Source organism: Bradyrhizobium sp. 61, assembly GCF_023073075.1.
In the GTDB taxonomy this organism is placed as follows: domain Bacteria; phylum Pseudomonadota; class Alphaproteobacteria; order Rhizobiales; family Xanthobacteraceae; genus Bradyrhizobium; species Bradyrhizobium barranii.
This window is the reverse complement of the sequence record NZ_JADPIU010000011.1, coordinates 1-21,380: the sequence shown is the minus strand read 5'-3', so window position 1 is coordinate 21,380 and position 21,380 is coordinate 1. Positions and strand designations below refer to the sequence as shown.

At 63.0% G+C, this 21,380-nt stretch carries 24 protein-coding genes; 8 read left to right on the top strand and 16 right to left on the bottom strand.

Translation table 11 applies throughout. From position 1 onward, the window contains the following. The 16 genes from IVB46_RS05010 to IVB46_RS04935 all read right to left on the bottom strand — a co-directional run bounded on the left by IVB46_RS05010 (position 1) and on the right by IVB46_RS04935 (position 14,836). Positions 1-966 (bottom strand): D-2-hydroxyacid dehydrogenase, encoded by a 966-nt coding sequence (locus tag IVB46_RS05010; RefSeq protein WP_247302739.1) that lies wholly within the window; start codon positions 964-966, stop codon positions 1-3. Positions 967-970: 4 nt separating this feature from the next. Continuing rightward, positions 971-2,275: a TRAP transporter large permease gene (locus IVB46_RS05005; RefSeq protein ID WP_247302737.1), complete on the bottom strand. Its 1,305-nt coding sequence runs from the start codon at positions 2,273-2,275 to the stop codon at positions 971-973. After that, on the bottom strand, positions 2,272-2,787 hold the full coding sequence (locus tag IVB46_RS05000) for a TRAP transporter small permease subunit (protein ID WP_247302735.1): 516 nt from the start codon (positions 2,785-2,787) through the stop codon (positions 2,272-2,274). The genes IVB46_RS05005 and IVB46_RS05000 overlap by 4 nt, the downstream gene beginning before the upstream one ends. 10 nt (positions 2,788-2,797) lie before the next feature. Beyond that, the gene (locus IVB46_RS04995) at positions 2,798-3,808 is read right to left on the bottom strand and encodes a TRAP transporter substrate-binding protein (RefSeq protein ID WP_247302733.1); all 1,011 of its coding nucleotides are present in this window, start codon (positions 3,806-3,808) and stop codon (positions 2,798-2,800) included. Positions 3,809-3,872: 64 nt separating this feature from the next. Beyond that, a complete protein-coding gene (locus tag IVB46_RS04990; RefSeq protein WP_247302731.1) occupies positions 3,873-4,730 on the bottom strand; it encodes an amidohydrolase family protein in 858 nt (285 codons plus the stop codon). 165 nt (positions 4,731-4,895) lie between these two features. Then, a complete protein-coding gene (locus IVB46_RS04985) occupies positions 4,896-5,540 on the bottom strand; it encodes a hypothetical protein (RefSeq protein ID WP_247302729.1) in 645 nt (214 codons plus the stop codon). Further along, positions 5,527-7,122 carry an ATP-binding cassette domain-containing protein gene (locus IVB46_RS04980; RefSeq protein WP_247302726.1) on the bottom strand — a complete coding sequence of 532 codons (1,596 nt, stop codon included), beginning with the start codon at positions 7,120-7,122 and terminating at the stop codon, positions 5,527-5,529. Before IVB46_RS04980 ends, IVB46_RS04985 begins: the two co-directional genes overlap by 14 nt. Continuing rightward, the gene (locus IVB46_RS04975) at positions 7,119-8,087 is read right to left on the bottom strand and encodes a branched-chain amino acid ABC transporter permease (protein ID WP_247302725.1); all 969 of its coding nucleotides are present in this window, start codon (positions 8,085-8,087) and stop codon (positions 7,119-7,121) included. The genes IVB46_RS04980 and IVB46_RS04975 overlap by 4 nt, the downstream gene beginning before the upstream one ends. Then, on the bottom strand, positions 8,084-8,959 hold the full coding sequence (locus IVB46_RS04970; protein WP_247302723.1) for a branched-chain amino acid ABC transporter permease: 876 nt from the start codon (positions 8,957-8,959) through the stop codon (positions 8,084-8,086). The genes IVB46_RS04975 and IVB46_RS04970 overlap by 4 nt, the downstream gene beginning before the upstream one ends. Positions 8,960-8,979: 20 nt before the next feature. Continuing rightward, positions 8,980-10,173, bottom strand: coding sequence for an amino acid ABC transporter substrate-binding protein (locus tag IVB46_RS04965; RefSeq protein ID WP_247302721.1), 1,194 nt, complete (start codon positions 10,171-10,173; stop codon positions 8,980-8,982). Positions 10,174-10,235: 62 nt separating this feature from the next. Further along, on the bottom strand, positions 10,236-10,898 hold the full coding sequence (locus tag IVB46_RS04960; RefSeq protein ID WP_247342197.1) for a hypothetical protein: 663 nt from the start codon (positions 10,896-10,898) through the stop codon (positions 10,236-10,238). Positions 10,899-10,928: 30 nt separating this feature from the next. Next, positions 10,929-11,870 carry a 3-keto-5-aminohexanoate cleavage protein gene (locus IVB46_RS04955; protein ID WP_247302716.1) on the bottom strand — a complete coding sequence of 314 codons (942 nt, stop codon included), beginning with the start codon at positions 11,868-11,870 and terminating at the stop codon, positions 10,929-10,931. A 3-nt stretch (positions 11,871-11,873) separates the two neighbouring features. Continuing rightward, positions 11,874-12,800 (bottom strand): 3-hydroxyacyl-CoA dehydrogenase family protein, encoded by a 927-nt coding sequence (locus IVB46_RS04950; RefSeq protein WP_247302714.1) that lies wholly within the window; start codon positions 12,798-12,800, stop codon positions 11,874-11,876. Further along, positions 12,797-13,594 (bottom strand): SDR family oxidoreductase, encoded by a 798-nt coding sequence (locus tag IVB46_RS04945; RefSeq protein WP_247302712.1) that lies wholly within the window; start codon positions 13,592-13,594, stop codon positions 12,797-12,799. Before IVB46_RS04945 ends, IVB46_RS04950 begins: the two co-directional genes overlap by 4 nt. Next, complete coding sequence (locus IVB46_RS04940; protein WP_247302710.1) at positions 13,591-13,944, bottom strand: cupin domain-containing protein; 354 nt, start codon at positions 13,942-13,944, stop codon at positions 13,591-13,593. The genes IVB46_RS04945 and IVB46_RS04940 overlap by 4 nt, the downstream gene beginning before the upstream one ends. A 49-nt stretch (positions 13,945-13,993) precedes the next feature. Then, the gene (locus tag IVB46_RS04935; RefSeq protein ID WP_247302708.1) at positions 13,994-14,836 is read right to left on the bottom strand and encodes a cyclase family protein; all 843 of its coding nucleotides are present in this window, start codon (positions 14,834-14,836) and stop codon (positions 13,994-13,996) included. A 194-nt stretch (positions 14,837-15,030) separates the two neighbouring features. Between IVB46_RS04935 and IVB46_RS04930 the strand changes: the two genes are divergently transcribed. The 8 genes from IVB46_RS04930 to IVB46_RS04895 all read left to right on the top strand — a co-directional run bounded on the left by IVB46_RS04930 (position 15,031) and on the right by IVB46_RS04895 (position 20,726). Continuing rightward, positions 15,031-15,798, top strand: coding sequence for an IclR family transcriptional regulator (locus IVB46_RS04930; protein WP_247302707.1), 768 nt, complete (start codon positions 15,031-15,033; stop codon positions 15,796-15,798). Between the two features lie 159 nt (positions 15,799-15,957). After that, complete coding sequence (locus tag IVB46_RS04925) at positions 15,958-16,887, top strand: hypothetical protein (RefSeq protein WP_247302704.1); 930 nt, start codon at positions 15,958-15,960, stop codon at positions 16,885-16,887. Positions 16,888-16,896: 9 nt separating this feature from the next. Further along, the gene (locus IVB46_RS04920) at positions 16,897-17,631 is read left to right on the top strand and encodes a dienelactone hydrolase family protein (RefSeq protein WP_247302701.1); all 735 of its coding nucleotides are present in this window, start codon (positions 16,897-16,899) and stop codon (positions 17,629-17,631) included. A 50-nt stretch (positions 17,632-17,681) separates the two neighbouring features. Continuing rightward, positions 17,682-18,662: a tripartite tricarboxylate transporter substrate binding protein gene (locus tag IVB46_RS04915; protein ID WP_247302699.1), complete on the top strand. Its 981-nt coding sequence runs from the start codon at positions 17,682-17,684 to the stop codon at positions 18,660-18,662. 255 nt (positions 18,663-18,917) lie between these two features. Beyond that, on the top strand, positions 18,918-19,229 hold the full coding sequence (locus tag IVB46_RS04910) for a hypothetical protein (RefSeq protein WP_247302697.1): 312 nt from the start codon (positions 18,918-18,920) through the stop codon (positions 19,227-19,229). A 215-nt stretch (positions 19,230-19,444) separates the two neighbouring features. Beyond that, positions 19,445-19,930 (top strand): ATP-binding cassette domain-containing protein, encoded by a 486-nt coding sequence (locus IVB46_RS04905; protein ID WP_346016118.1) that lies wholly within the window; start codon positions 19,445-19,447, stop codon positions 19,928-19,930. Further along, positions 19,927-20,166 carry a hypothetical protein gene (locus tag IVB46_RS04900; RefSeq protein WP_247342188.1) on the top strand — a complete coding sequence of 80 codons (240 nt, stop codon included), beginning with the start codon at positions 19,927-19,929 and terminating at the stop codon, positions 20,164-20,166. The genes IVB46_RS04905 and IVB46_RS04900 overlap by 4 nt, the downstream gene beginning before the upstream one ends. Continuing rightward, positions 20,163-20,726, top strand: coding sequence for an ATP-binding cassette domain-containing protein (locus IVB46_RS04895; protein WP_247309662.1), 564 nt, complete (start codon positions 20,163-20,165; stop codon positions 20,724-20,726). The genes IVB46_RS04900 and IVB46_RS04895 overlap by 4 nt, the downstream gene beginning before the upstream one ends. Positions 20,727-21,380: the final 654 nt, after the last annotated feature.

Here is a 21,380-nt window from a genome sequence, read left to right as displayed (position 1 = left end):
TCAATGCACCTTTGCTGCGAGAGGTGAGCGATCGATCACGTTCGTCATCTGGTCGGTCCGGCCGGAGAGAAACGCGCGCATATTGCCTATAATCAGGGGCATCGCCATCTCTTGGTACTCGTGAAACAGGCCGCCAGTGTGCGGCGTGATGAAGACGTTGGGCAGAGCCCACAGCGGACTTTCGGCCGGCAACGGCTCGGTGGCGAAGACATCGAGGCCGGCGCCGGCGATCTTGCGATCGTGCAGAGCCTCGATGAGGGCGGCCTCGTCGACGGTTTCCCCGCGCCCGACATTGATGAAATGGGCGCGCGGATTCATCGACGCAAAGACGTCGCGACCGACCAGGTTTCGATTTGCTGGGTCGCCGGGCAGGACGTTGATGAGGTAGTGCGCCATTGCGGCGGCCTCCTTCAATTCGCCTTGGGATAGCACGCTATCGAATCCCTCTGCGTCGCGAGGCGTACGGCTGACGCCGACCACGCGCATGCCCAGTGCCTGCAGCAGCAAGCCGATCGCCGAACCGGCGACGCCGGTGCCGACGACGACCGCGGTCTTGCCGGCAAGCAGTGACCAGGGACGACGATCCCAGCGGCGGCCGGCCTTGTCGCTGGCCAATCCGAGGCTGTCACGGCCGACCGACAGCATCAGATGCAGGACGGTTTCCCGCATCGCCGGCCCGTGAATGCCGCGACCGCTCGTCAGGATCACCTCGGCAGACAGGGTTTTGCTGCGCAGGAAATGATCGACGCCGGTCGCCAACGATTGCACCCATTTCAATGCAGGCATCCGGGCAAACAGTGGATCCGTCACGTCCATGCCGAACGCAACCAGGATCTCCACCTTGCCATAGTCGACATGGGTATCGGCCGCCGATCGCGCCACCTGAACCTTCAGGTCTCGGAATTCACCGCGCAGACCGCCGGCATAGGGTTCGGCATGGGCTTCGAGAACAAGGACATTGGTCATGGGCTTAGCCGTACAGGAGTTTGGGAAGCCACAGCGCCAGGCCGGGCAACAGGAACAGAATGACAATGAGGACGAGCGGCGCGATCAGGAACGGAACGATGCCGCGGTAGATGCTCGTGATCCGGACATCGGGCGCCTGCGCCTGGATCACAAACAGGTTCATGCCGACCGGCGGATGAATCAGTCCGACTTCGACGACGATGACCACGAGGATGGAGAACCAGATCGGATCATAGCCGAATTTGACGACCAGCGGCAGGAATACCGGCACGGTGATCAGCACCATGCCGATTCCTTCCAGAAAGCATCCCATCACGATATAGGCGAGCACGATCATGATCATCACGACCGGCGCCGAGAGGTTCAGGGCACTGGCGCCGTCTGCGAGCATGGTCGGAAACTGGGTTTGCACCATGAAGGATGAAAAAAGGTTGGCCCCGATGATGATCACGAACAGCATGCAGCTTGTCCGGATCGATGCCTCGATCGACTGCCACAGCGTCCTCCATGTCAGGCGGCGGGCGATGGCGCCGAGCACGATGCTGCCAAAGGCGCCGACCGCGGCGGCCTCGGTCGGACTGAAGATTCCGGCATAGATGCCGCCGATCGTGACGATGAACAGCAGGATGAACTGCCAAGGTCCGGCGAGCGCCTTGAGCCGTTCGCGCGTCGAGGCCCGCTTCTGGCGGGGTGCATAGTCCGGATAGACGAAAGCGATGCCGACCGCGACAGCCATATAGAGCGCCGTCAGCAACAGTCCCGGCAACAGAGCCGCCGCGAACAGCTTCGGGACCGATTGTTCGGCGATCGAGGCGTAAATCACCAGGATAATCGACGGCGGGATGAGTATCCCGATGCTGCCGCCCGCGGCCAGCGATCCCGTCGCCAGCCTGTCGTCATAGCCCGCCTTGCGCATCTCCGGCAGGGCAATCCGTGTCATGGTCGCGGCCGTGACGATCGACGAGCCGCACACGGCGCCAAAGCAGGCCGAGGCGGCGATGGTGGCAATCGCAAGGCCGCCGCGCACGCCGGAAAGCAGCAGGCGCGCCGCATTGAAGAGGTCGGCCGACAGCCGCGTGTTCGAGGCGACCTCGCCCAGCAGCACGAACAGCGGAATGACCGATAGCGTGTAGGCGGACGACACATCGAACGCCGACGTACCGGTCAGGGTCAACGCGCTTGGCAGCCCCGACAGGATGAAATTGCCGGCAAAGCCGACCAGCGCCAATGCCGCCCACACCGGAATGCGGATGAATAACAGCAGCAGCAGCGATGCAATGCCGATGGCGCCGATAATGCCTGGGCTCACTGTGGGCTCCGTAGCTGGCGCAGGGAAATGTAGACAAAGGCAGCCATGGCGCAGACGACGGTGCCGAAGAGTCCCGCCAGCGCGAAACCCCACAACACATAAAGCGGCATCCCCAGTTCAAGCTTGCGATCGCCGTACTGGAAAGCCTGCATCGCGGGCTGGCACATCCCCCAGACAAACAGCAACAGGCACATCACCGAGACGATATCGGCGATGACGGCCAGCACGCGCAGAATGCGCGGACTGACCAGCGAATCGATCACGTCGATCACGATGTTGCGCCGCGCCAGGAACACGCTCGATATGCCGTGAAAGACGTAGATCACGAGCATGCTCTCGACGAGATCGTAGGAGATTCGCAACGGCTTGTTGAAAGCGTAACGGAAAAATACATCGAGCACCGTCCCTGTCATCATGGTCAGAAGCGCGACCGCAGCGAGTCGAAGCTGCGCGGCCTGCAGCCGGTGAACGTTGGCCGGCGGTGCCGAAGGTGGGGATACCTGGTTCTTCATGATGGGGCGTCTATTTCAAATAGGCGGCGAAGAATTTGCGGCCAGGCTTGCCCTGGTTTTCCACCTCGGCGAGCGCTGCTTCGACCTGAGATTTGAAAATGCCCTTCATCTGCGCGAGTTGGTCCTCGGCAAGCGTTGACACCTGCGTACCCTTCGCCAGCATCGAGACCTTTCCCTCGCGTTCGGCCTCGTCCCACATCGCGCCGAACCTGGCCGCGGCTTCCGGTCCGGTGGTCTTGTCGATCAAGGTCCTGAGGTCGTCGGGAAGCGAGCCGTATTTCGCCGGGTTCATGACCACAGCGAAAGTCGCCGAGCTGACGCCGGGCTCCAGCGTGTATTTGGCGATCGTCGCGATATCAAAACTGGCGGCGCCTTCGTAGGGGAAGGTCGCGGCGTCGATAATGCCCTTGGCAAGGCCATCCTGCGTTTCCTGCGGCGGAATCAGCAGTGGCACCGCGCCGAGGCTGTCGATGATGTTCTTGAATTGCACCCCGGCGTAGCGGATGCGCTTGCCCTTGAAATCGGCGATGGTCCGGAGCGGCGCCTTGCTGTGGAACATCAAGGGCGGCGTGACGGCCATCCAAAGAACCCGAAGCCCCTCGTGCTCCTTTGACAGGTAGTCCGGTGCCACCTCGCTGAGCCGGCGGGACGCTACCGTGCTGGTGTTGCCTGCCGAAGGCGAGGCGAACGGAAGGCTGGCGAGTTCGGTCATGGCATAGCGACCCGGAGTCGCGCCGTGCAGGCTGATGGCGATGTCGACGACTCCGTTTCGTGCTGCATCGAATTGCCGGTTGGGGCCGCCGCCCAACTGGCCCGCCGGATAGATCCGCAGCTTCATCCGGCCTGCCGATTGCTTCTCCAGGTCATCGCTCCACGCCACCATCGCCTTCTGGAACGTGTGGTTCGGCGGCAGGAAGTGCGACACCTTCAACTCGGCGGTCTGGGCGGACGCCGAATGTGAGGTGATCAGTGCACAAGCGCCGGTAAGCGCGAATGTTCTTCGGGAAATAGCCTTCATCATGGTTTCCTCCAGGGCGTGAAGTCCTGCCGATCTGGTGCCGGCTGCGGACGGAATATCGATCAGTTCACAGGTTCAGAATTCGCTTGGCGTTGTTGAAGGCGATGGCGGCGCGGACGTCCTCCGGCAGCGCGACCTGATCCATGAAGCGGCCGGCTTCCTCGGGCGCTTCGAATGGATAGTCGCTCGAGAACATCACGCGTTCGTGCCCGATTGCCGCAATCGCGCAATTCAAGGGCTCTGCCGAAAACATGCCCGATGTCGTCACCGCGATATTGGACCTGATGTACGCCGAGGGCGGACGAGGGAGCTCTACGCCGTACAGCTTGGCGCGGCTATCGAAGCGCCACAGCAGATAGGGCAGGGTTTCTCCGAGATGGCCCAGAATGACCGTCGCATCCGGATAGCGCGCGAACACGCCGCCGAATACCAGACGCAACGCATGCGACCCCGTCTCGAATCCCCATTCCCACGTTGCCCGTCGCAACGCGGGATGTCCGTCGAGCACCGGGCTAAGTGCCACCGGATCGCCTGGATGGATGTAGACCGGTGCGCGAAGTGCCGCGGCCCTTTCCCAGAACGGTGCCAGCGACGGATGGTCCAGATATTGGCCGTTGGTGTGGCCGTTGATCATCACGCCACGGAAACCGAGATCGCGCATGCAGCGCTCCAGTTCGTCGGCCGCGGCAGATGCATCCTGCATCGCCAGGTGGCCAAATCCGGCATAGCGATCCGGACGCTTTTGAAGTTCCTTGGCGAGAAAATCATTGGCCTGAATGGCCAGCTTGATTGCGGTCGCGCGGTCGGGTTCGATCTGCACGCCCGGGCCAGCGAGGGAAAGAACCGCCTTGGCGATTTCTGCCCCATCCATGGCTTCGATCCGGCTGTCGTCAAAATCGGACAACCGCCCCTTGATCTTCTGCAAGGCTTCGGGTGCCACGCCACCGACGGTCGTCGCCCAATACCCCTCGAAACCCGGACAGAGAAAATGCTCTTCGAGCGCGATCTTGCTAACCAATGGAGGTCTCCTTGTTCGGCCTTTGCCGCGCGTCTCGCGCTTGTGGTTTTGCTCTCGTGATCGTCGACATCATCATTCCACGCCGGGGTTGTTCAGCCGAAACAGCATCGGAAGAAAGCCTGCGAGAATGCTCATTTCTTCCGAGCAATGCTGGTGCAAGCCTTGCACGCGTTCGTCGGGGACCAGCACCCGCATGTCCTGTGGCGAGATACCGGTCGGCGCCGGTTCGATTTCGCCCAGCCAGAAGCGGGAGCGCATGACGCATCCGTCCGGCGTGTCGTAAACAAGGTGCAGCGTGTGACCGATCCAGAGATCGCGATCGAGCGGTCCGGTCCTGGCATAGATCGCCGCACCAATGCCGGCCTGTTTGAATCGCGACAGATCGAGGATGTCGCCGGGATCGCGAAAATTGATCTTGAGCTTGAACCGGGTCGGCCCGCCGCCGAAATATTCGTGCGCAATGTGGGTGCCGCCGATGTAGCGGCCGGTGCCGCGTTCGCCGATCCAGTCGCTGAACACATGGTCGCGCGGATGCCACCATTTGTACTGCTCGGTGGTGTGGACATAGCCGAACCACCATCTCACCATGGCGGCCTTGCATCCGATCATGTGCGTGCGTGCCGCGACATGGGCGCGACCGTCCGGATGCCGGATCCAGCCGCTCTCGAACGGCGAGATCGGGCTGTCCAACAACTGGTTTGCATCAGCCAGCCGCATGTTCAAGCGCTCCTTCGGCGGCCCCGATATAGATGTGCCGCAGCCGCGGGTCGTCGGCGATTTGCCGCGGCGTTCCCGACAGCGCGATCGTGCCGTGCTCCAGCACGTAAGCGTGGTCGGCGAGCGCCAGTGCCCGGTCGACATCCTGCTCGATCACGATCAGGGTCATCCGTGCCTTTTTCAGCAACGCCAGCGCTTCGTAGAGTTTGTCCAACACGATAGGTGCGAGGCCGAGGCTGATCTCGTCGAAGATCACCAGCCGCGGACGGGCCATCAGGGCACGCCCGATCGCCAGCATCTGCTGCTGGCCGCCGGACATCGAGGTGCCGCCCTGGTTCCTGCGCTCGGCGAGAATCGGGAAGAGATCGTAGACGGCCTCCAGCCTGGCGCGCGCGGTCGGTGCATCGGCGCCGCGTGCCGCAATCAGGAGGTTCTCCCGCACCGAAAGCGTGGAGAAGATGCGTCGTCCTTCCATGCAGTGGGCGACACCCATTGCGGCGATCTGGTGCGGTGGGCGGCCCGAGACGTTCTGGCCATCGATCAGAAGCGCGCCGGCCGTCGGGGCGATGACGCCGCTGATCGTTCGCGCCAGCGTGGTCTTGCCGGCGCCGTTGGCGCCGAGAATGGCGATCGCCTGGCCGCTCTGCGCGGTCAGATCGACGCCCTGCAGAACGCGCGCCTGGCCGTAGCCCGCGCAGATCCCGGTAAGCTGCAGCGCGGGTGCTTTGGTCGTCTCCGCCGGCGCCGGTGCCGTGAGAGGCGCGAGAACCCTGGTCTCGGTCTCGGGGGCGCCGACATGGATGGCGCCATCGGTCGCCGGTACGGCCGCGTCAGCCACGCGTGTGCCGCCGGTGCCGAGATAGACGGCGGCGACCTGGTCGTTGCCGAGGATGTCGGCGGTCGGTCCCTCGATCAGCGGCTTGCCGAAATTGAGTACCATCGTGCGCGAGCAGCATTCGCGGACGACGCGGATCACATGCTCGACGATCAGGATCGCGGTACGCGCGTCGAGGATCGAGTGAATGAGCCGGATCAATTCGGTGATCTCGCTGTCGACCAGGCCGGCTCCGACTTCGTCGAGCAGAACCACGCGCGGCTTGAGTGCGAGCGCGCGCGCGACTTCCAGCCGCTTGCGCCGAAGCAGCGGCAGCGCACGCGCCGTCAGCTGCGCGACGTCGGCAAGTCCGGTGCGGGCCAGCAAGGCCTCGCGCTCGTTGCGGGCGGCCGCTGCCCGTATGAACGGCGCAATCGAGTATTGTGCGACTTCCAGGTTTTCTTCGACCGACATATCGAGGAAGGGTCGCGGGATCTGGTAAGTGCGCCCGATGCCGGCGCGGGCGCGCTCGGATGCCGGCAGGCGGGACACGTCACGGCCATCGAGCCTGACCGAGCCCGCGCTGGGCATGACGGCGCCGCCGATCAGCCCGATCAGCGTTGATTTCCCGGCGCCGTTGGGGCCGATCACCCCGGTGATGGTGCCGGCGCGGAGCGCAAGATCGACGTGATCGATGGCGACAAGCCCGCCGTAACGTTTGACGAGGCCGTCGACCTGGAGCAGCGGCTGCGGGTCCATCGCGTTCATGCCGGCATCCGCCGGGTTAAGGGAAGCTTTGCGGCAAGGCCGACGACGCCATGGGGCGCGAACCGGATCAGCACGATCAGGATTGTGCCGGCGATCGCGATATGCGCCTCGGGATAATCGGCGAGCGCTTCGCCAAGCACCACCACGAACAGCGCGCCGACCAGCGGCCCGAGCCGCATCCCGACGCCGCCGATGATCACCATCGACAGCACGTCGATCGACCATTGCAGCCCGAACATGCCGTAAGGTTCGATGGCGCCAAGCTTTACCGCCTGAACGCCGCCGGCCATGGCTGCGAGCGCGCTGGCGAGCACAAAGGCGCCGAGTTTGACGCGATAGGGACGAACGCCCATCTGCGCGGCGGCGTCCTCGTCGTCGCGAACCGCGCGGAGGATCACCGAGATCCGGGTTCGCGCGCACAGCGTCATCGCAAGCGATGCGAGCAGCGCCAGCACAAGCGCGTAGCGAAACAATACGGCGAGCGCCGGTGGATCTTCCCGCAGGAAGATACCGCTTGCGCCGCCAAAGGTGCTGACATTGGCCATCAACAACCGCAGCAGTTCCGCGAGCGCAAGCGTGCCCACCGTAAAATAGAGGCCACGCAGCCGGAACAGCGCCGGAGACACCAGGGCAGCCAATGCTCCGCCGGCAATTGCGCAGATCGGCAGTGCGAGCGGCAGTGGCATGCCGAGATGATTGAGCTGGCCGAACGCCACATAGGCGCCGAGCCCGACGAAACAGGAGGTGCCCAGCGAGACCAGCCCGGCCGATCCCGCCATCAGGTTCCACCCCTGGGCAAGGACAACAAAGATGCAAGTCCGAAAGCCGAGCTGCAGCCAGTAGTCGCCGGCAAAATCCGGGGCGAACCAAAATACTGCGAGCGCGCCGCCGAGAACGGCGACTTCGACGAGTCCGGGGCCGCGCGCGTAGCCGTGGCGCGGGCAGGATGCGACCGCTTCGCTCATGTCCGTCCCCGCGCCAGAAAGCCGTCGGGCCGGAACGCGAGCACCAGCAGGAACACCGCCATGCCGACCAGGTCGCGGTAACCGTCGCCCAGTGTCAGGCCGCCGATGCTCTGCAGGGCGCCGAGCGCGATGCCGCCGACCAGGGTGCCGATCACGCTGCCGAGCCCTCCGAGCACCACGACCGCGAGGCTGTTGAGCAGATAGGCCCCCCCGCTGGATGGCGAGAATTGGAAGGCGGCGCCGATCAGCGTGCCGCCGACGCCGGCGCAGGCCGCGCCCAGCGCGAAAGTCAGCATCTGAACCCGTTTGACATCGACGCCGAGCGTCGACGCGGCTTCGGCGTCGACGGCACTGGCGCGCAGGTCGCGGCCGAACGCGGTGACGGACACCAGCCAGTGTACGGCCAGGATCAGGCTGACGGAGATGACAAAGCCAATCAGGTAGATCAAGGGAAACGTGACCGGACCGAGCGTCAGCGGAACAGTGGCATAGTTGCGCGCGATCGAACGCGTGTCGGCACTGAACGCGAGGACGAAGGCGTTTTCGAGAATGATCGACACCGCGAACATCGTCATCATCTGCGCTTCCGCGCCGCGGTCGGCGAGCGGGGCGAGCAGCAGGCGATAGACGGGCAGCGCCAGCAGGCCGACAAGCACGGCGACCGCCGGCACGCCGAGCAGGGGATCGATACCGGTGAATTGCAGAAAGAACAGGCCGGCATAGGCGCCGACCACCAGGAAGTCGCCGTGGGCGAGATTGACGAGACGCATCACGCCCAGCACGATCGACAGTCCAAGCGCGGTGAGCGCGAGGATCCCGCCGAGCAACACGCCCGAAACGATCGTGCTGGAGATGATGCTGACGTCGAACATGCCGGCTGGGCCTTCCGCGGTCAGGGCAGCGGGAACAGGAAGTCGCCGGTCTTGGCGGCTTTCGGCCAGACGATCACGGCTTTGCCGCCCTGCCATTGCAGCGAGACGATCGGAAGCTTGGCGGTGTGGTTCTCGTCGAACTTCACGGGGCCGACCACATAGGACTTGTCGGTCCTGGCAATGGCGGCGTTGATCTTCTCGGGATCGGTCGAGCCCGCCGCGGCGATGGCATCGAGCAGGACCTGCGCGGCGGCATAGGAATCCGCGATATGCTGGCTGCTGCTCAGTTTGGTCTCGCTCTCGAAGGCCTTGGCAAGGTCCGCGGCTCCGGGATAGGGGAATGTCGGGTCCCAATAGCCGCCGACCATGATGCCGTCCGACAGCTTGCCCAGCGCTTCGGCGAATTGCACCGGCTCGGCGCCCTTCTCGATATTGAGAACCTTGGGTGTGTAGCCGGCGGACGCCATCTGCTTGCGGATCGCGATAGCCTGCGGCGTGATCGCATCGACGAGCACGACCTCGGCGCCCTTGCTCTTGGCCTCGCCGATGATGGAGATGAACTGGGAATTGTCGATCGGGAATTCGGCGTTCTGAACCACCTCGTAGCCGAATTCCTTGGCGAGCGCCGGCCATATCTTGCCGCCGATCACCTGTCCGTCGGGACCGTTGTCATGCCAGATCGCGAGCTTCTTGTTGGTCTTAGCGCCGAGCTCGTCCATCGCCTTGAATTGCGCTGCCGCGAGTTCGGGCTCGTGGAAGAAGATGTCCCATACATAATTCCACTTGCGCACCGATTTGAAAGCCTCGAGCGGGTCGCAGCCGGTAACCATCGGCTTTTTCGCGCGTTCGGAGACGAGCGCGCCGGCATTGACGAGCGCCGGCGTGCAGGACCCTAGCATTGCGACCACCCGATCGCGTGAGATCAGCGTCTCGGTATTGGAGGCGGTGGCGTTGGGATCGGTCTTGTCGTCACGGATGATGAGCTTGACCTGCTGCTTGGTGCCGTTGATGGCGATGCCGCCGGCCTTGTTGACCTGGTCGATGGCGCGCTTGTAGCCCCACTGCTGGAAGCTGCCGAAGCCCGCGAGCGGGCCGGAAAGCGGCAATGAAGCGCCGATGACGATGTCATCGGCTGCCGCGGCGCCGATACCGAGCGCCAACATTGCCGAAGCGAACATGGTGGTGGCGAGAGACGTTCCAATATGACGCTTCATCTGTTTCCTCCTCCAAATGTCTTTGTGCTTTTCTTGTGTTGTTCAGTGCAGTCAGGATGTCCTCAAAATGTGTCGTCGAGCGTGACGCGGCGATAGAGCGCCGGCAGAACCTCGGCGAGATATCCCATCTCTTCGACGCAATGCTGGTGGAGCCGGCGGGAAAATTCCGCATTGAGATTTTCGGCGCGCATCTGCCTGATCTGGGCCTCCGGCAGCGTGATCGTGGGATGGCGATGTGCGATCATGCCGAGCCAGAAGCGCGACCGCATTTCGCAGCCGTAATCGGTGTCGCGGACCAGATGCGTCATGCGGCCGACGTAAAACGGCGCCTCCAGCAAACCCGGACGGGCGCAGACGGCAAGCATTCCCGAGGCCTTGTAGCGCGAGGCGTCGAAAGTCTCGGCCGGATCGTGGAAGTCGACGCGCAGCTTGTAGAGCGGGCCGTCCTTCCCGGCCAGGTACTCGTGCACGAGATGCGAGGCGCCGATATATTTGCCGTTCACGCGGTTTTCCCAGCCGCTATAGACGTGGTCGCGTGGATGCCAGAGCCGGTACCATTCGATGTCGCCGAGCCAGGAGAACCACCAGTCCACCATCTTGGCGCGGCATCCCGGCATGCGGGTGAGGCCGGCCACCACCCATTTGCCGTCCTCGATTTCCTGATATCCGGATTCGAACGGCAGGTAGCCCGGCTTCAGCAGGTCATTAGCGTCTTCAAATTTCATGGCCGTCCCCTTGTGCAGTCCGGTCCGCTGCTAGAAACCAACCTGATCGCCGCCCTTTAGCTTGAGCATCTCCCGGGCCTCCGCCGGCGTCGCGATCGAATGGCCGAGCTCTTCGAGGATGCGCCGCATCTTGGCGACCTGTTCGGCGTTGGAGGATGCGAGCTTGCCGCGGCCGATGAACAGCGAGTCTTCGAGGCCGACGCGAACGTTGCCGCCCATCATCGCGGCCTGTGTCGCAAAGGGAATTTGCGATCGCCCGGCCGCGAGCACCGACCAGTGATAATCGTCGCCGAACAGGTGGTCGGCGGTTTCCTTCATGAACATCAGGTTGCGCATCTCGGCGCCGATGCCGCCGAGAATGCCGAAGATGGTCTGCACGAAGAACGGTGGCTTGACGAGCTTGCGGTCGACGAAATGTGCAAGGTTATAGAGGTGACCGACGTCGTAGCATTCATGCTCGAAACGCGTGCCGTGATCCTCGCCGAGCAGCTTCAGGATCCGCTCGATGTCGCGGAACGTGTTGCGGAAGATGAAATCGTCGGTGTTGCGCAGATAGGGCTCTTCCCAGTCGTACTTCCAGGTCTTGTAGCGATCGGCGAGCGGAAAGATGCCGAAATTCATCGAGCCCATGTTGAGCGAGCACATCTCGGGCTTGGCGACGAGGGGAGCTGCGAGCCGCTGCTCCACCGTCATGCTGAGGCTGCCGCCGGTCGTCACATTGATGACCGCGTCGGTCGACTGCTTGATGCGGGGCAGGAATTGCATGAACACCGCGGGATCCGGCGACGGCCGGCCGTCCTTCGGATCGCGTGCATGCAGATGAAGGATCGAGGCGCCGGCCTCGGCGGCTGCGATCGACTGCGCGGCGATATCGTCGGGCGTGAAGGGCAGGGCATCCGACATCGTCGGGGTGTGGATGCCGCCGGTGACGGCGCAGGTGATGATGACCTTGTCGGATCGAGGCTTCGCCATGGTCTACTCCCTGCGCGCGGCCGATGGGCCGAAGCTGGCCTTGAGGTGTTGCGTCAGCCGAGCCCGCAAGGCGGCCTGCTGCTCCGCGGTCCAGTCGGAAAAGCCGCGGCCGCTTTTGAATCCGAGCCGGCCTTCGGCAATCAGCCGGTCGAGATAGGGGGAGGGCGTGGTGGCCCGATCGAGCGCGGGGAAGACGTAGCCGTGAATGGATCGGGTCAGATCAAGGCCGACGAGGTCGGCGTTTTCGAGCGGGCCCAGCACCGCAAGCCGGGCGCCGAAGCTCGATTTGACGACGTCGTCGACCGTCCGGGCGTCGCAGACGCCTTCCGCGACCAGCGCGATGGCCTCGCGCCACAGCGCGTGCTGCAGCCGGTTGCCGACAAAGCCGGGCACGTCCTTCTTCACCTCGACGGGAGCCTTGCCGACGCTTTTGAGCAGGGCCATCGTCGATGCGATTGCCGCGTCCGACGTCTCGGCGGTGCGGACGACCTCGACCAGCGGCACCAGATAGGGTGGATTCCACCAATGCGTTCCCAGCGCGCGCTGTTTGCGCCCGATCCTGGCCATGATCTGGCCGATCGGAATGACCGATGTATTGGAAGCAAGGATCGCGTCGGCCGGCGTCGCGTTCTCGATGTCGGCGAAGATGCGCTGCTTCAGCGCCAGATCTTCCGGCGCCGCCTCGATCACCCATTGCGCGTCGGCGACGCAGGCTTCGAGGGTCTCGGCGATCGCGATGCGGTCGAGTGCCGCGCGATCGTTGCCGAGTTCGTCGAGCGTCGTGCCGATCCGGTCATGAATGCGCGCGCGTATCTCTGCGACCGGATCGGTGATCCTGACATGGTGTCCCGCCGCGGCAAACACCAGCGCGATGCCGTGTCCCATCAGGCCGCCGCCGACGATGCTGATGCACTGGGGGGCCATCGTCATCCCGCCGTGTAGCCGCCATCGGCATAAAGAATGTGTCCGGTGTAGAAATCCGACGCTTTCGAGGCGAGGAACAGCAACGGCCCCGCGAGATCGTCGGGCTCGCCGAGCCGTCCCTTGGGCACGCGCGCGAGAAAGCCCGCGCGCGTCGTTCGCGCGCGCTCGTCGTCGCCGAACATCCAGGCCGTGAGCGGCGAACGGAAAACCGTCGGTGCGATGGCGTTGACGGTGATGCCGACGGGTCCCCATTCGCAACCGAGGGCGCGTGTGATGCCGTCGACCGCGGATTTGGAGGCGCAATAGGCGGTATATCCGGCGGGGTGGCCGAGCAGACCGCGCGCCGAAGACATCAGAATGACCTTTCCGCCGTCGCCTTGTGCCAGCATCTGCTTGCCTGCGGCGCGGGCGATCAGCCAGCTCTGGGTGACATTGGCATCCATCACGTCGAGGAACCGGGCGGGCGCCATCTCGGTGATTTTCGACACGTCGTTCTTGCCGGATGCAACGACCAGGATGTCGAGCCGGCCGAAGCGCGCAACGGCGGCTGCGACGATGCGATCGCAGGCGGCCTCGTCGGAGGGACGGGTGGCAATCTCTTCGGTCTCGGCGCCGCGCTTGCGGCAATCTTCCGCCACCTCGTGCAATTCCGGCGCCCGACCGGCGGTCAGCACCAGTTTGGCGCCGGCGGAGGCCAGTGTCTGTGCGGCGACGGTGCCGAAGGCGCCTGACGCACCGGTGATGATGGCGACCTTGCCCTTCACCGAGAAGAGCGCGAGTGGATCGGTAGGGGCGGTCATCGCGGCGCACCTCCTTGTGGATAGGGGATCACAACCAGCATGTTGCAGACATGGTTGGTGCGGTTGACGATCTCGCGCACCTCGTTGGGCGCGATGGTGCAGGAATCCATGGCTTCCAGCACGGTCTCCTTGCCGTCGATCAGCACGGTCATCTGGCCGCTCAGCACCACATAGACCTTCTCGAACGGGGTCGAATCGGGCCCGGCGCCGCCGCCGGGCAGGAACTGCGAGTAGCCGATCCACTGGTTGGTCGGGCCGCCCGGCTCAAAACCCTGCAGCCGCAGGCCCATCACGCCGCGGTGGTTGGGCGCCTCATAGGGCTTGGCGTCGGCAAACCGTTTGACATGCATGGACGTCTCCTCCAGCCGTGGCCGTGATCTGTTGGGTGGTCGGCGTTTGCTATTTGCCGAACGCGTCGCCCTTCTCGATGCGGTAGTTCTGCGATTTGTCGAGCATCGCGACGAGGCGAATGATGCAGCCGTCGCCGCGGTCCCAGTTCCATGGAAAGAAGGCGAAGGTGACGCGCTTGCCGGTCACCGCATCGAGGTCACCGCCGACGTTCTCGATGCCGAGAATGCCGTTGGTGAAGAGCTTGCGATGCACGGGCTCCCATTCGGGATGGGCTTCCTTCCAGTCGATTCCGCCCGACCATTTCTTGAATTCTTCGGCGAGATGCGGATGCAACGGCCCGTTGCGGTGTGGTCCGATCGCAGTGGCGAGCGGATGGTCATTGGCCTGAGTGTCGTGGCCGACGACCTTGACCTTCTTCTCGACAAACCAGTCGCCGGCTGACGGCACGAAACCCGGGCACTTGCAAAAATACTCTTCGCTGTCGCGATATTTGTGATGCCAGCCGGTGTTGACGATCACCACATCGTGGGGCCGCACCGCATGGCCGGCAGCCTTTTCGAGATCGTCATAGGTAATCGGCTCCCACAGCTTTTTGGGAATCGAGACCACAATTCCCGATCCGAAGAAATGCGGAAGCGGCACTTCGTCGATGAACGGCGTGTCCTCGACCACATGCGCGGGGGCGTCGATATGGGTGGTGTTGTGCATGCTGGTCGTGATGCGCTGCGACAGCACCCCCGACTTCGCCATGTAATGAATGCGCTCGATTTTGACGTCTTCGAAATACGGCCAGTTCGGCGACTGGAATCCGAAGCGATGCGAGAGATTGTAGAACTCCAGCCCCATCGCGTTGTCGAGGTTGCCCTCGAATTCGATGCCGCGAATTTTCATCGGCACGTGCCTCCTGATCTTGCGTTTCCACCGGCGCGGCCGCGCGGCCCCGCTCATTTTTTACTGTACTGGTAGTCAGTACATGTGTATCACAATGCAGTCAAGACGGTCGACGTGATTTGTTTGCGTGCGGTTGGCGCGCTATGGCTTGGTGCGGCAACGAGTCGCCAGGGGGATTCGCGGTGAACGTGCGGATGACGGATGAGGATGAGAAAGGCGTCGGCCTCGGCGTGCAGGTCATCGCGCGGGCGGCAAGCGTACTGCGCGCTCTCGAGGGCAAACCCGACGGGCTCAGTCTCGGTGAGATCGCGCGCGAGATCGGTCTCGCCCGTTCGACGGTCCAGCGCATCGTGGCGGCGCTCGTCACCGAGGATTTCGTCACCGAAGCGCAGCCCGGCCGCGGCGTGCGCATCGGCCCGGGTCTCGCCCGGATTGCGGCGTCGCTGAATTCGAACTTCACCGAGATCCTGCATCCGCATCTGGTCGCGCTGCGCGACGAGGTCGGCGAAACCGTCGACCTGTCGATCTTGTCGGGGGGCTCCGCGGTCTTCATTGATCAGATACCGGGCAAGCAACGGCTGGTCGCGCTGTCCGGCATCGGTGAACGCTTTCCGCTCCACTGCACCGCCAACGGCAAGGCGATCCTGTCGTGCTTTTCCAAGGAAGACGCCGCCACGCTGATCGAAAAGAGCGCCACGGAGCATCCCGAGCATCCGCTCAGGGATCGCGCAAAGCTGGTGCGCGAGCTCGATACGGCTCGGCGCAAGCACCTGGCATTCGATCCGGCGGAGCACGGCATCGGCATCAGCGCGGTCGGGATCGCCGTGCTTGATCCCTTTGGCAGGCCGGTCGCGGTCTCGATTCCCGCGCCGAACCATCGTTTCAACGAGCAACGTGAGGCGCTCTCCCAGGCTCTGCTCATCTTTCGCGAGAAGCTTCGGACGTTTGTTGGAAGGCGGTAGCCGCGCCTCTCATCAAGAGGTGTGCAACGCAACCGAGGCATCTCAAACGGTCGTGTGTCGCACCGCCGTTTCCGATTGACCAGAACACGGGGCTGCTGAATACTCTTCAACAATACAGTTGTACTGCATAACGGTACAGCGTGAGGAGGGAGCATATCCATGGTCTCGGGGACAGCGCGACCGCAAACCGAAACGAGGGTCACCATCCGGACCCATCGAATTCCTTCTCCGAACAGCGAGCCTTATATCTGTGTAGCGGGCCCCGACGGCCATCTCTGGTTCTGTGAAAGCGGTGCGTCCACGATCGGCCGCCTGAACGTCACCGACTACACCTTCGCTGAATTCAAGCTGCCGGTCGAGAACGCGATGCCGATCGGCATAGCCGCGGACAACGCGGGTAACCTTTGGTTCTGCGCCAAGAAGGCCAACAAGGTCGGCCGGATCACCGTGCGCGGCGAAATCACGCTGTTCGATCTGCCGACGCCGCATGCCGGGCCCGACGGCATTCTTGCCGGCCCGGACGGCAACGTCTGGTTTTCCGAGAGCGACGCCGGTCAGATTGGGCGCATAACGCCGGACGGCACTGTCACCGAGTTCCGCGATGGCATCACGCCCGGAAGCAGACCGCTTTCGATCGCGATGCGCGACGGCGCGCTCTGGTTCAGCGAGGCCGCAGGCAACCGCGTGGGCCGTATCACCATCGATGGCTGCGTTACGGAGTATCCGATCCCGAGCCACGACAGCCAGCCGCGCGCCATGGCGGAGCACCCGGACGGCAGCATCTGGTTCGTCGAGACCAGCACGAACGCACTCGCTCGAATCGATGGCGACGGGACCATCACTGAACATCCGGTGGCGACTCCCAATTCCTCGCTGCGCGGGGTCTGCGTCGCGCCGGATGGCGACCTGTGGTTCACCGCGAACCAAGCCAACAAGATCGGCCGCATGACGCCGAAAGGCACAGTTTTCGGCGAATACGACATTCCGGCACCGAATGCCGGCGCGCGCTGCATCTGCGCATGGGCGGATGGGCGGTTGTTCTTTACGGCTTTCGACGGCGGCTTCATCGGCGAAGTCATACCAGGTTGAGGAACAGACATGGCAGTCGAACGCTTCATTTATCAGGCCGGCGGCAACAGCTTCATCGGAGCGTTCGTCTACGACGAACGCACAAGCGGCAAGCGACCGCTGATGTTGATGGCGCCGAACTGGCTCGGCGTGACCGACGACGCCATCGCGCGCACGCAGATGATGGCCGGCTCTCGCTACATCGGCTTCGTCGCCGACATGTACGGCGACGGCAAGACATCGAGCGGCCCGCCGGAGGCGGCCCACCTCGCGGAAGCGCTCCGCAACGCCCCGGACGAGCGGCGGCTGCGAATCAACGCCGCGCTGGTGACGCTCATCGTCGAGGCCGAGAAGCGTGGCATCGGGGACGCAAGCCGCAAGGCCGCCGTCGGCTTCTGCTTCGGCGGCGGCAACGTGCTGGAACTCGCGCGCACCGGCGCGGACGTCCAGGCGGTCGTCTGCCTGCACGGCGACCTGACGACGTCGAAGCCTGCGACGAAGCCGGGCGAGATCAAATCCCCGCTGTTCGTGTTGCACGGGTCGCGCGATCCGGTCTCGGACAAGGCGCAGCGTGATGCTTTCGAAACGGAGATGGATGCGGCCAAGGCGAAGTGGCAGATGCTCACATTCGGCGGCCTCGTGCACTCATTCTGCGAGCCGGAGGCGGGCGTACCAGGGATCGCCGAATACAACGAGCCCGCAGCGCGGCAGAGCTATCGCTGGCTCGATCAGTTCATCACGGATGCATTTGAACAGGCGCTTTAGAACGCTGCCGGCGCAAGGTGTGGGTTGAGGGAATAATCGGGAGGAGCGACATGAAGTGGATCAGCATGGTTTTGATCGGTCTTCTCGGTGTTGGCGCAGCCACCAGCGCGCAGGCGCAAACCTATCCGGAACGGCCCATCCGGCTGATTGTCTCGATTGCAGCCGGTAGCGTTACCGATGTGATCATGCGCAAAGCGGCAAGTGAGATCGGGCCAAAGCTCGGGCAGCCCCTCATCATCGAAAACAAGGGCGGGGCTTCGGGCATTCTCGGCGGCCAGGCCTGCACTGCCGCAGCGCCGGATGGTTACAATTTGTGCGTCATCTATCATTCGACGCTGTCCTACAATCCCTTGCTGTTTGAACACCTTCCGTACAATCCGGACGACATCGTTCCGATTACCCGACTGTTCTTTCTCACCGAAGGCACGTTCGTGCCTGCGGCGCTGGGGGTAAACACCGTCTCAGAACTCAAAAGCCTCGCGCAATCCAAGCCTGACGGACTCAATTTCGCGACGCTGGGCGATGGGTCCTCTCAGGATTTGTTTCTGAAGTGGCTGAATAACCAATGGGGAACCAGGATTGTAGGCATCCCCTATAAAGGCGGCGGACCGGCCGCCCAGGCCACGGCCGCGAACGAAGTACAGTTGACGCGTTTCGGCCTCGGAAATTTCATCGGCCTGCTGCAGACCGGTTCGGTCAAGGCCTTGACGGTTACGTCAAGGCAGCGGTCGCCTCTGCTCCCCGATGTGCCAACGGACACCGAGGCGGGCTTCGGTGATTATCCGGGCGTAGGGTGGTGGGGCCTGGCGGCGCCCAAGGGCACGCCTGCTGCATTCATCGACAAATTGAATGCCGCTTTTGTCGAAACGTTCAAGGAACCAAAATTCGTTGAATTTCTGGAGCAGCAAGCAGTCGTTGCGGCCCCGACTTCGCCAGAAGAGTTTGCAAATTTTATCGCTCTTGATCGAAAGGCAGCCGAAACACTGATCAAAGCCGCCAACGCGCCGCGTGCGGTGTACAAACGGGAATAGAGGCGGAAACGGATCTTGTGGGGCACCGAACCAGGCTGAGCTGCGCAGGAGTGTCCAATGACGTCCAATATGAGAATTATCGAAACGCGTAAGTAATTGGGATTGCTAATAAAAAACAAACCCGCTCCAGCGCTTGGCCGATGCCGGCTCAGGGTTGCCCGGTACCACTACGGGGCGCCGGTCATCCGGCCTTCTTCCCCCTTGTAAGACCGCCACACTTCCGCAATGCTAAGACGCAGCACGGGGGTGTGATTCATGGACGTAGAGGGTGAGAAGCGTTTTTACGGCGTCGCGTCGAAGCCGGACACTGCAAAGCAGAGCGCGAGCGACAGGTTTCACCCCGCGCGTTATCCGGTCCAGCACCAGATCGAGGTCCTGCATCAGGACCTCGCTGTATTCAACGAGCGCATCAAGGAACTGGAAACGGAAGGCCATCGCGGCCTCGCGGTGGAAGTGCTCAAGCGGCAGGCCCTGAGCATGGCCGGCCAGATCGATGAGCTTCGCTGTTTACTCGTCGTTCCGAAAATACAGCCGTCGAACAAGGTCGGGGCCTTCGCGCGCCGTTAGTGGGAACGGCGGCGGCGCCTCCGCGACTTCAATCCAGGGACCGAAGCAGATCGGAGAGGGCCGAGACCCGGTGGTCCACCTGCAGCTTGGGTTCGTCCATCCACATCCGGATCGCCCTGAACATCGTCAGTGGCGACACGAGATCGTTGTTCACGCGTGCCTTGGGATTGCCTCGGTGGTGATCCGCTCGGCGGTCCGTCCGATTTAACAGGGTTATCGATATTTCAATCCGGCGGGGCGAATTGATTGGTCTCATCGGACCGAACGGGTCGGGTAAATCCACATTTCTCAATGTCCTTTCGGGATTCCTTACGCCTGACGCAGGCGCGATCAGCTTCCGTGGCCAGGATGTTACCGCCTGGCGGGTGGACGAGCTCGCGCGGGCGGGAATCGGCCGAACCTTTCAGGTGCCGCAACTGATCGATCAACTGACGACGATCGAGAACATCGAGATCGGTCTAGTCGGCCGCGAAAAGGGTGGCCTGGCTGCGGCGCTTCTTCGGCTTCCGGTGGATCTGAGGCGCAATCGGCTCCGTCGTGAGGCCGCGCTTGCCACTTTCCGCGCGATGCGATTCGTGCCCGAGAGTCTGAGCCGGCCTGTTGCCGAGTTGTCGCTCGGATTCAAACGGATCGTCGAAATTGGGCGGGCAGCGGTCTCGGCGCCGACGATCCTGCTGCTCGACGAGCATGCGCCGGATTGAACGATTCGGAACGGCAGGATCTAGGCGACCGGCTGAAAGAAATCGCCGCACGAGGCATCACCATCCTTGTCGTCGAACACAATGTGCCATTCGTTCTCAGGGTCTGCGACAGACTGTTGCTGTTGGAAAACGGTCAGGTGACCTGCCGCGCCGATCTGAAGGAACGGCTTCCCGCCAGCCTGGCGGCATATCTCCGACATGATCCGACTCCAACTCCGGTGCGGGCAGCATCATGAACCTTGCGGTGGCGCACATGTCGGCTTGGTACGGCCAGGCTCTCGCTCTGGACGATATTAGTCTTACGGTCGAGAAAGGCCGCGTCGTTGGAATTCTCGGTCACAATGGGGCCGGTAAGACAACTCTGCTCAGGTCGATCGCTGGCCTTCACGACCACTGCAGCGGCGAGATTCGGCTGGGCGATCTGTCTATCGCCGGCTTGCGAGCTTCGGAAAGAGCGCTGAAGGGTCTCACGCTGCTTCGTGAAGGCGGGAGGCTGCCTGCCTCGTTGACGGTGACACAGAACCTCGTTCTGGGACAGCGGCTGGCGCGCGCACGGGGTCGTACGCCGCGCGAGATCAATCAGGTGTGGGAATGGTTTCCGATACTCGAAACATTGCGGGAAAGAAAAGCCGGACTGCTTAGCGGCGGCCAACGGCAGGCATTGGCGCTTGCGGTCACGTTCGTCTCCGAGCCGAGTTTGATCCTGCTCGACGAGCCGTCTGCCGGTCTTGCGCCGCCTGTCGCGCGCGAATTGTTTGCTCTCATCGGCCGGCTTGCCGCGACCGGTTATCCATGACGACCAACTGCCAAGGTCATGAAAAAGAAATGAGACTATTTTGGGTTGTGCGATTTGCGGCCGCGGGGATTTGTCTTCAGGGTGGGCGCTGGTAGTTGATCGTCTGCCTGCTCAGCATCCAGAGGACTCTGACGCAGTTACAGCTGCCGCCGGCAATTGTGGACGTGCGAAATGCTCGGTCGCTTGGCAGTTGTATGCCCGCGGCAGCAGGGGGGCCTGGCAACTCGTCGCTGCTGTCGCAGTTTCACGCATTCTTCAATGCTTCCGGCTTTCGACTCACGCTGAGCGCACCTCGGAAGCGTCCGCCGTCGATTTATCAATCTATTATCGAGATGGGGCATTGAATCACTTCGTGTGATTTCCGTCCGTCTTCGAAGACGTCAACGACAAGACTTGCAGCAAGGCCGATAGAAAAGCTTGAGCGGGTGCAGCGGCCATGTCTATGTCTATTACGACAATGTCGGTGGAGAAATTCTGCAAGCAGCGGTCAACAACATGGCGCCTCGCGGACGAATCGTGCTCTGCGGAAGGTCGGCAACAAGCCTTGGGAAGAGCTGGTCCCGGTTGTCTGTGCAAAAGAAAGGGCCTGATGGCCCGCTATTCCCCACTCACGAGGTCACCAAACGGCACCCAGCGTCCTGACTCGAACTTCTG